This is a genomic window from Amycolatopsis sp. NPDC058986 (genome assembly GCF_042741125.1).
Classification (GTDB): domain Bacteria; phylum Actinomycetota; class Actinomycetes; order Mycobacteriales; family Pseudonocardiaceae; genus Amycolatopsis.
In genome coordinates this window covers 1-9688 of sequence record NZ_JBHYJW010000117.1, presented here as the reverse complement: position 1 = coordinate 9688, position 9688 = coordinate 1, and the positions used below count along the sequence as shown (strand labels likewise).

At 68.9% G+C, this 9688-nt stretch carries 8 protein-coding genes and 1 pseudogene; 3 read left to right on the top strand and 6 right to left on the bottom strand.

Going from position 1 to position 9688, the window contains the following annotated elements:
* Positions 1-210: pseudogene (locus ACFW0G_RS44835) on the bottom strand (glycosyltransferase family 2 protein); the annotation flags it as partial.
* Between the two features lie 8 nt (positions 211-218).
* Complete coding sequence (locus ACFW0G_RS44830) at positions 219-686, bottom strand: GtrA family protein (protein ID WP_378331697.1); 468 nt, start codon at positions 684-686, stop codon at positions 219-221.
* Positions 687-820: 134 nt separating this feature from the next.
* Between ACFW0G_RS44830 and ACFW0G_RS44825 the strand changes: the two genes are divergently transcribed.
* Positions 821-2191, top strand: a complete 1371-nt coding sequence (locus ACFW0G_RS44825) for an FAD-binding protein (RefSeq protein WP_378331696.1) — start codon at positions 821-823, stop codon at positions 2189-2191.
* The gene (locus ACFW0G_RS44820; RefSeq protein ID WP_378331695.1) at positions 2188-2943 is read left to right on the top strand and encodes a decaprenylphospho-beta-D-erythro-pentofuranosid-2-ulose 2-reductase; all 756 of its coding nucleotides are present in this window, start codon (positions 2188-2190) and stop codon (positions 2941-2943) included. Before ACFW0G_RS44825 ends, ACFW0G_RS44820 begins: the two co-directional genes overlap by 4 nt.
* A gap of 13 nt (positions 2944-2956) precedes the next feature.
* Here ACFW0G_RS44820 and ACFW0G_RS44815 read toward each other — a convergent pair whose 3' ends face one another.
* The gene (locus ACFW0G_RS44815; RefSeq protein WP_378331694.1) at positions 2957-4432 is read right to left on the bottom strand and encodes a hypothetical protein; all 1476 of its coding nucleotides are present in this window, start codon (positions 4430-4432) and stop codon (positions 2957-2959) included.
* The gene (locus tag ACFW0G_RS44810; protein ID WP_378331693.1) at positions 4432-6375 is read right to left on the bottom strand and encodes a hypothetical protein; all 1944 of its coding nucleotides are present in this window, start codon (positions 6373-6375) and stop codon (positions 4432-4434) included. Before ACFW0G_RS44810 ends, ACFW0G_RS44815 begins: the two co-directional genes overlap by 1 nt.
* 425 nt (positions 6376-6800) lie before the next feature.
* On the opposite strand from ACFW0G_RS44810, the gene ACFW0G_RS44805 reads away from it, so the two are divergent.
* Entirely contained in the window at positions 6801-7427 is a 627-nt protein-coding gene (locus tag ACFW0G_RS44805; RefSeq protein ID WP_378331692.1) for a VC0807 family protein, read from the top strand.
* Here ACFW0G_RS44805 and ACFW0G_RS44800 read toward each other — a convergent pair.
* Together ACFW0G_RS44800 and ACFW0G_RS44795 are read right to left on the bottom strand one after the other, a co-directional pair.
* On the bottom strand, positions 7405-7998 hold the full coding sequence (locus tag ACFW0G_RS44800; RefSeq protein ID WP_378331690.1) for a hypothetical protein: 594 nt from the start codon (positions 7996-7998) through the stop codon (positions 7405-7407). The two genes, ACFW0G_RS44805 and ACFW0G_RS44800, sit on opposite strands and share 23 nt — an antisense overlap.
* A 68-nt stretch (positions 7999-8066) precedes the next feature.
* The gene (locus ACFW0G_RS44795) at positions 8067-9572 is read right to left on the bottom strand and encodes a hypothetical protein (RefSeq protein WP_378331689.1); all 1506 of its coding nucleotides are present in this window, start codon (positions 9570-9572) and stop codon (positions 8067-8069) included.
* Positions 9573-9688: the final 116 nt, after the last annotated feature.

Sequence of the window (9688 nt, the reverse complement as noted above, 5' to 3'; positions counted from 1 at the left end):
CTCCACCGTCACCCCACCACGATCCCGCACCGCCGAGCCCCACTCCAGCTCCGCATACAAATCCTTGCTCACAATCGGAGCCGGACCCGCATACAGACCACGCTGCGCGGTCAACCTGCCCTGGGGAGTGTGCTCGGTGAACGTGGTCTCCCCAGCCACCTTCACGTCGACGCTCGGGGCCTGTCCGGTGGCTACTGCTTTACCGGGCATAAGAATCCTCAGTTCTCCTTTACCGGGTGTTCACGGAAAACGACCCACTTGAGCATGACGAAATTGATCACCGTGGCGGTTGCCTGCGAGATCACCCAACCGAGTGTGGCTTTCCACGTCGACTCGGGCAGCAGGTGCAACATCCACCGGTTCATCCCGACCGCGACGAAGAACGTCACAGCGTAGAGCAGCACGAACCCGCCGATCTGCGCGCCACCGCCCCGCCTGCCCCCGGCGAAGGTGAACCGCCGGTTCAGGAAGAACGCCGTGGTCGTGCCGACGATGAAGCTGATCGCGCGGGCGATGTCCACCCACGGTGTCGCATCCATCCCGACCGCACGCAGCAGCGAGTAGGTGCCCAGGTCGACGAGGGCGCAGAACCCCCCGATCAGGGCGAAGCGGATGAGCTGCCCGAGCAGCCCGGGACTCGACGGCGTCACTGCCGTCGCATCGGCTTGCGGATCAGTCGCCACCACTGCTGTTACCTCATCGGCTTCGATTCGCGGTCGCTTTCAACCACCTGGGCGCTTGTGCCTTGATGCGCAAAGTGTAGAAGCGGGCACTTCAGGGTCACGTTCCGGGCGGTGTTCGGCGTGGCTACCCTGGTCGGGTGACCCAAGCACCCGAGACACAGCGCAAGACGCTCACCGGCTGGGCGAGGACGTCACCGACCATCGCCGACGTGCTGAGCACCCCCGACGTGGAGGTCATCGCGCGCGCCGTGACGAGAGCGGGCGAGCGCGGGGTCATCGCGCGCGGGCTCGGCCGCTCCTACGGCGACCCGGCGCAGAACGCGGGCGGCCTCGTCGTCGACATGACCGCGCTGAACCGGATCCACTCGATCGACCCGGACTCGGCGATCGTGGACCTCGACGCGGGCGTCAGCCTGGACACGCTGATGCGCGAGGCGCTGCCGTTCGGCCTGTGGGTCCCGGTGCTGCCCGGCACGCGCCAGGTCACCATCGGCGGCGCGATCGCCAACGACATCCACGGCAAGAACCACCACAGCGCGGGCAGCTTCGGCAACCACGTCGTGTCGATGGACCTGGTCACCGCGGACGGCAAGATCCGGACGCTGACGCCGGAGGGCCCCGAGTCGGAGCTGTTCTGGGCGACCGTGGCCGGGATCGGGCTGACCGGCATCATCGTGCGCGCCAAGATCCGGATGACCAAGACCGAGTCCGCGTACTTCATCGTCGACAACGACCGCACCGACGACCTCGACGGCACCCTCGCCCTCATCAGCGACGGCTCCGACGACAACTACACCTACTCGTCGGTCTGGTTCGACACGATCAACAAGGGCCGCAAGCTCGGCCGGGGCGCCTTCGCTCGCGGCTCGCTCGCCAAGCTCGACGACCTGCCGCCGAAGCTGCGGGCCGAGCCGCTGAAGTTCTCCGCGCCGCAGTTGCTCACAGTGCCGGACGTGTTCCCGAACGGCCTGATGAACAAGTTCTCGCTGAGCGCGATCGGCGAGTTCTACTACCGGTCGACCCCGAAGCACGGCCGGGGCGCGATCCAGAACATCACCGCCTTCTACCACATGCTCGACCTGGTCGGGGAGTGGAACCGCGGCTACGGCAGCAAGGGGTTCCTCCAGTACCAGTTCAGCACCCCGATCGGCGCGAACGAGAGCCTCCGCCGGATCGTGGAGAAGGTCGCGCACTCCGGGCACTACTCGGCGCTCAACGTCTTCAAGCAGATGGGCAAGGGCAACCGGGCGCCGCTGTCGTTCCCCGACACCGGCTGGATGGTCTGCCTCGACTTCCCGATCAAGTCCGGGCTGGGCACGCTGTGCAACGAGCTGGACGAGATGGTGCTGGCCGCCGGTGGCCGGTTGTACACGGCGAAGGACTCGCGGACTTCGCCGGAGACGTTCGCGAAGATGTACCCGCGGCTCGAAGAGTGGCGCAAGGTCCGTGCATCCATCGACCCCGAGGGCGTTTTCGCCTCTGACATGAGCCGGAGGCTCGAACTGTGATCGACGCGGTTGGCAATCCCCAGTCCCTGCTGCTGCTCGGCGGCACCTCCGACATCGCGCTGGCGATCGCCGAGAAGTACCTCGCCGAGAAGCCGCTGCGCGTCGTGCTGGCGGCACGGCCCTCGCCCCGGCTGGAAGCGGCGGCGCAGCACCTGAAGGACAAGGGCGCCGAAGTGTCCACTGTGGACTTCGACGCGACGGACACCGCCTCGCACCCCGCCGTGCTGGACAAGGCGTTCGAGGGCGGCGACATCGACGTCGCGGTCGTGGCGTTCGGTCTGCTCGGCGACCCCGAACAGCTGTGGCAGGACCACGCGAAGGCCGTCGAGGCGGCAACGGTGAACTACACCGCCGCGGTGTCGGTCGGCGTCGCGCTGTCGGAGAAGCTCAAGGTCCAGGGGCACGGCACGGTGATCGCGCTGTCCTCGGTGGCCGGTGAGCGCGTCCGGCGGTCGAACTTCGTCTACGGCTCGACCAAGGCCGGGTTCGACGGCTTCTACCTAGGTCTCGGCGAGGCGCTCGCGCCGCACGGCGTCAAGGTGACCGTCGTCCGGCCGGGCCACGTGAAGACCAAGATGACCGCGGGCCTGAAGGACGCCCCGCTGGCGCAGACCGCCGAGCAGGTCGCCGAAATCGCCGTCGACGCCGCCCGCAAGGGCAAGGACCTGGTGTGGGCACCGGCGCAGTTCCGCCTGGTGATGTCGGCGCTGCGGCACGTGCCCCGCCCGATCTTCCGCAAGCTGCCCATCTGAGCCGTCGCGGGACTCACCCCGTCTCGAGGTGCAGGAAGGTCGACGAGCCGTCGGCGTTGAGCCGCAGCAGGGGCACCACCTTGCCCTGCACGGTGCCCTTGTTGTCGTAGGACAGCTTGCCGCTGGAGCCCGCGACCGCGGTCTCCCCGTTGAGCACCTTGAAGGTCTGCAGCAGCCGTTGCGTCGTGACGTGGTCGCCGTCCTGGCTCGCGGTCAGCTGGATCGCCGTCGTCGCGGTGAGCACCGCGTCGTGGGACATGATCGCGGCGCCGTCCTCGAGTGATTCGCTGCCGAACAGGCACTGGAAGCAGCCCTGGGAGTCGGGCGCCTGCTTGAGGAAACGGTTGATCGTGGTGTCGGAGAACTGCCGCTGGGCCGCGGGCCGTTCCCGGTCCACCGCCCAGGCCCCGGGATGTGCCAGCTCGGTGTAGATGACCCGCACGTTCGCGTCCAGCCCCGCGCGAACACTGTTCGGGGTGACCGAACCCGACGCCAGGTCGTCACCGGCCAGTACCGTGATGGTCCGCTCCTGGCACAGCCGCCCGGCGAGCCGGTTGATCAGCTGGAGGAGATCCCGGCCCCGGCCGGCGAAGTAGACGAACTCCGCCTTCGCCGCGCACAGATTCGGCTGCATCAGCGCGAAGGTGTTGTCGACGCCCTCGAGGCTGGAGTCGTACTGTTGCTCCACCTCCAGCACCCGGTGGGTGGCGTCGGTGAACCGCGCCCGGAAGGCGGCGGCAAGCGTCCGGGAGTACGCATCGTTCTTGTTGGTGTCGACCACCAGCATCGCGGTCGTGGCGCGCAGCTCGTCCTTGGCGTAGGTGGCCGCGGCCTGTGCCTGCCGCACGTTGGTGGGTGCCGGGCGGAGCAAACCGGGAATGCTGTCGAGGTCGTCGGCGGAGATGGTGGAACCGACCATCGGGATGCCGAGCCCGGACAGCTTCCGCATCGCGTTGTCCGCGTAGCCGAGGCTGAGCCCGATCCCGGTCACCGCGACCAGATTGTCCGGCTCCGCCCGCCGGTCGGCCAGTTCGTCCGTCACCCGCTCCCACGCGTCCATCCGGTCGCCGGGATTGGCGAGCAGCAGCCTGACCTTGGGGAGGGCGCTGCGGTCGTTGAACGCGGCCTGGGCGAGATAGGCGCCCTGCAGCTGATGGATCACCCAGCTGAGCGGTGCCAGACTGTTCCGCTGCGGCGTCATCGGCAGGAACACCGCCACGCTGACGTACTTCGTGGCCTGCTGTGCCTTTTCGTTGGCCTGCCTGATCTTGCCGATGATCTCGCCGAGGGCGGGCTGATCGAAGTCGCTGCCGCCCGCGGTGACGCCGACGCATTCGCCTCCCACCGAACGGACGCTGTCCTCATCGTCGCATCGTTGCAGGTGGTCCCACCCCACGATACCCGCGGTCGTCGCCACGGCCACGAGCACGACGGCCAGCACGACCTTCACGATCCGCCTGAAGGGATTGGGAATCCGTACCTCGCTCATCAGGCCTGGTACCTCTCCGCCCTGTCGTGCAGCAGTATCGAACCCTGGCCGCGGTGTCCCGCGAGCTGGCTGTAACTGCCGGCGATGCGGCCCTGGAGCGCGTTCGCCGGATCCCCGAGCGCGTCGCCCGCCAGCCACAGCGAGCCGATCAGCCGCGGCAGCGCCAGGCCGAACGGGCCCACCGTGCCCGCCTCGCCGATCAGCTCCTCGACCTGCGCCAGCGGATCGACGTCGGTGGCGAGCCGGTTGGGCGCCGCGGTGATGAGGTCGAGATCGGCCAGCCACCGCTCGGCGACGTCCTGGTCGAACGGGACGTCCAGTGATTTGAACGGCCCGGCGAGGTGGGTGACGGCCGCGTTCACGTTGCCGAGGGCGAGTTCGTGGTAGACGGCGTCGGTCGCGCGGCCGCGGTGCGCGTAGTAGTCCCGGCAGCGCGTGTGCACCGCGTTCCACCCGATCGGGCTGTCCTCGGGCCGGGCCGCGAGCCGGTGCAGCAGCACCCGGCGCAGCCACCGGTCCAGCACGAGACTCGCCCGGTTCCCGTGCGTCTGGCTCGTCACCAGCAGGTGGTTGACGAGCACCCGGTAGAGGGCGCTGCCGCCGTCCGGCTGCCGGGACCGCAGGATCTCGGCGTCGGCCACGAACTCCAGGTCCCGGCCCGCGCTCAACGTGGTCAGGTCCTCGAGCTGGTTCGTGCTGTCGAGGTCCTGCAGCAGGTAATCCACCGCTTCCTCGGCGAGCGTGACGTCCTGTTCCGGATCCGGCCGCAGGGACAACAGCAGGCGCAGCCGGTGCGGCCGGGTCGGCTCGTCCTGCCGGGAGAGCACGTCCAGCACCCGGCGCACAGCCCACGGATGGCCGCCGGTCAGCCGGTACACGAACGAGGACACGTCGAACGAGCCGATCGGCCTCGCGGCGCCGACGACCTCCCTGCTGCCGCCGGGGTCCAGATTCGCGACCGAGATCAGATACCAGGGGCCCGGCCCGAGCGCAGGCCCGGCCCGGCAGTCCCGGCCGACCTCGGCGGCTGTCCGCGGCAGCGGCAACGCCCGCGTGCCTTCCGCGGCGGTACCGGGCCGCCGCCACTCGGCGCTCCACTCGGGGTTCCACGACCTGCTCGTCGCGAGCAGCACCACCGGGTCGCCGCTGCCACCCCGGCGCCGCGCCTCGACCATCGCCGTGAGAAAGCCCCTCGCCGCCCGGGTGTGCGCGTTGTCCAGCAGTACCACGCAGTTCGCCGTGCGGCGGAGCCGGTGGATCGTGCCGGTGTAGGCCTGCCGCAGGTCGGCGAGGAAGGCGTCGAAGAACATCTCGTCGACCGCCTTGTTCTTGGCGGCGTCCTTGCGCAGGTCCACCAGCATGTCGCGGGGGTCGCCCTGCGGGCCGGACATCCGCCGGATCAGGCCGAGGGTCCGCTTGTGGCTCAGCCAGTTGAGACCGGTGAGCAGCAGATCGGTGGCGGCGGGCGCCCATCCCGGCAGGCCGCCAGCCTGTCCGGCGAGCTGCGCGACGTCGAGCAGCTCGCCACGGTGCTTTTCCACCAGCCTGTCCCGCTTCAGCAGCTTCGCCAGGTCGTCCAGCGCCCTCCGGCGATCCGGCGTGCTCAGGTCGCTGGCCGTGACCAGCGCGCACAACCACAGCCGGGGAAAAGGGACCCTGCCGAACTGCGGACACTTCCGGCTCAGCCCGAAGGCGAGCTCGGCGAGGATTTCCCTCGGCCGCGCGGACGGCATTTCCTCGAGATCGACCAATGCGTGCGGGAGGTGGTTCGCGCAGCGCGTTTCGATCACTTCGAGCAATGCGGTTTTTCCCGTTCCGCGAGCCCCCAGAACCAGCACGACCGGGAGCCGGCGATGCGTGCCACCCGGCCGCCGGATCAGTTCATCGACCAGGGTTTCGGTGATTTCACGAACGCCGGAAAGCCGGAACCCGTCATGGGTCATGATTCCCCCGCAGCCTCGAAAGTCAACGCCGCACCCGCACTGAGCAGCGTACACAGCTCGAAATGCGCCCTCAATCCGGCGAAGCGGATCATCACCCATACGCATGCGCGAAAAGATCAACAGCGGTCGATCTTCGAAAGCCCGGCTCGCGCGGATTGTTGCCGAATTATCGATGATCGTCCGCGAATAGCGGCACCGATTCACGGCCCGGCGCCACGAATCGCGCTCCACGGACACACACCAACCGCGGCCGGAGGAATTTCGTACAGCTGAGCAAGTTATGCAACTGCCCGTCGGCTCGTGATCCGCGCCGCTTGCCCCGGACGGTCTCAACCCACGGGTTGACGCCGGGATCCATCCGGGCGGCGCGGCGACCAACCCGCGTATCGATGTGCCGGCCACCCTGCCCACGACACCCTGTGAGCATGACTAACCCGGTGAACAACTCCCGATTCCTGGTACTGGCGCGCGATCTCGTCATCCCGATGGCGGTGTTCTACGTGCTCCGCGCGTTCGACGTCGACGCGCTCTGGGCGCTGCTGCTCGGCGGGCTGCCGCCGGCACTGCGCGTCGGCTGGGTGGCGCTGCGGGAGCGCCGGATCGACCCGCTGGGCTCGTTCGTGCTCGCGATGCTGGTGGTCAACGTGGCGGTGTCGCTGATCTCCGGCGATCCCCGGCTGCTGCTGATCCGCAACGCCTGGTTCGGACTGCTGGTCGGCGGCTGGATGCTCGTCAGCCTCGCGGTGGGGAGCAGGCCGTTCATCTACCACGCGGCGCGGACGATGGCGCCCGGCCGCACGGCGCCGATGGAGCGTCGCTGGGCCGACGACGCCGCAGTCCGGCAGCTGTGGCGCGTCACCACGCTGTGGTGGGGCGTCGGGAACCTCGCGCTGGGCGGCGTCGTAGTGGCGATGGCCTACACCCTGCCGGTGGACTCCGTGCCGTTCCTGGACGCGCTCGTCACCGTCGCCGCGATCGTCGGGGGCCTCAAGCTCACCCGGCGTCAGCTTGCCTCGGCCGACCTCGGGCTCAGGCAGCCTGTCGCGGCGTGAAGCCGTCGAAGGCGCTTACGGCGATATCGGGCTCCTCGGCGTAGCAACGGATCACGCGTACCGACTCGGTGCCACCCAAGGGGCGGGTCACGGTGATCGGCTCGCGGAGTTCGAGGACGAGATTGGTGTCGTAGTCCTCGTGCATGATCAGCTCGTCGCCGGTGAACGTCCGTACGGTGGGCGGATGGGTCTGCTTGTGCCGCCGCAGGCTCAGCACGTCCGTGAGCGGCACGCGGACGTCGTAGAAGACACCCGCGCGGATCCACACCTCACGTGGCGAGACGACATGGGGACGGGTGACCGACGCGGCGAAGATGCCGAACACGAACAACGCCGAGTAGAGGCCGAGCACCAGCAGGACGAGGTCGATCACGAGCCCGAGGTCGATCAGCCAGATCAAGCCGGTCTCGGCGAACGAAACCGCGGCGAACACGATGAGCATCGGCGTGCGTGGCCCCGAATACGCCAGCGCGACACCGTCGGACGGAACGTCCTTGCGGCGCCGGAGCAGCAGCCAGATGCTGGCGAACGCGCGCCGCTCGTTGCTCAGATACCTCCGGACGGCTCCCATTGGCCCACCCCCTGGGTCAATTACGGGAGTGTCCGACACACCCCCTTCAAGGATACCGGCAGCACCGCTCAGCGCGCCGGGGCCAGATAAAGCCGCTGGGTCCCCGCCCACGGCGAATCGATGGTCCAGCTCGCCAGTGCGGTGGATGGCGGCGCGCGGCGGGTCGTGGCGAGCACGAGATCGGGTGTCGTGGGGGCGACGCTGTGGTCGAAGTTGTGGAAGTTGGCTTCCAGCAACGCCCGCGCCAGATCACCGCTGCGATTCTTCGTCGCCGCGATCGCCGGGTCGACGGCGCCGCGGTCGGAATACTGGTCCAGCAACTCGCAGTCACAGGCGTACGTCAACGCGCCCGCCTCCCCCGCACTTTCCACTTTTCTTCCCTTGGCCAGCGCGCCGAGCTGTTCCCCGATCTTCCGGTATTCCGCCGACGCCGCGTGGTTGCTGGTGATCGGCGCGAACCGGCGTGGCAGGCCTGGCAACGCGTACGCGGCCACGCCGGCGAGCACGATCGCGCCGGCGGCGACGGCCGTCCAGGCTCGAGCGTATTGGGGCACTTCGCAAACGCAGGCGGCGAGGAAGACCGTCGCGCCGACGATGCTCGACGCGTAGTACCAGTGATAGGGCGGCACGCCGAGCCAGGAATAGACGAGGTAGTGCACCGCGCCGGCGACGGCGAGCGCGGCGAAGGGCGCCAGCTTGCGCGCCCGCGCCGAACCCGCACGCAGCTGGACCGTCCACAGTAGACCAGCGACGCCGCCGAACAGCAACGGCAGGAAGGAAAGTGTTGCGGCTGCGGGAAAACTGCGCAGGTAGAGCAGCGGGCCGTTGGCGAAGCTGAACGCGCCCCACGGCGGCTGGGCGATCTTGATGACCAGCGTGTCCGGCACCGCGGAGCCGAGGACGAGCCAGCTGAACGTGAACCACGGCACGGTGACCGCGAGCAGGGTGAGCACGGTGCGCCAGACCCCGGCCCAGAACCGGCGCCGGGCAAGGAAGACGACGAGCGCGACGAGCAGCAGATCGATCCGGACGAGCACCAGCAGTCCCGCGGTGAGCCCGAGCGCGACGGGACGGCGTTCGACGGCGAACGTCGTCAGCCAGACCACCCCGGCGGCGCCGAGCGTGACCTCGAGCCCGATCGAGGACAGCAGCAGCGGGTTCACCAGCAGCATCGCGAACGTGAGCGGCGCGAACGCGGAGGTGATGCCGGTGCGGGCCGCGACCCGCCGCAGCCCGAGCACCAGCAGGACCTGGCTCACCACGAAGACGATCCCGGCGGCCAGGACCGCGTCACGCACCAGGAACGTCACCGCCGCGAGGACGAGCACGTTCAGCGGCGACGTCGCGGTGTTGGCGGTGCCCTGCTCGACCAGGCCCCAGTGGCCGTGGAAGGCGAGGTTCTTCGCATACGACAGCGTGATGTAGCTGTCGTCGATGAGATGGCCGCTGACCAGTGAGAACACCACCGCGGACACCGCCGCCGCCCCGGCGGGCAGCAGCCAGGACCGCGCTCTCGCCGCGACGGACGTCGGCAGGAGGAACCTCGGCGGCGCGGCGGCAGCGGTGGTGTCCATCACGGGACACCGTACACAATGATCGTAATCTTCTCGTGACCTGCCGCCCGTGCCGACCTCACCACATGCCGTTAAGGCCACCTTACGGGCGTCTGACGCCCGTAAGGTGGCCTTAA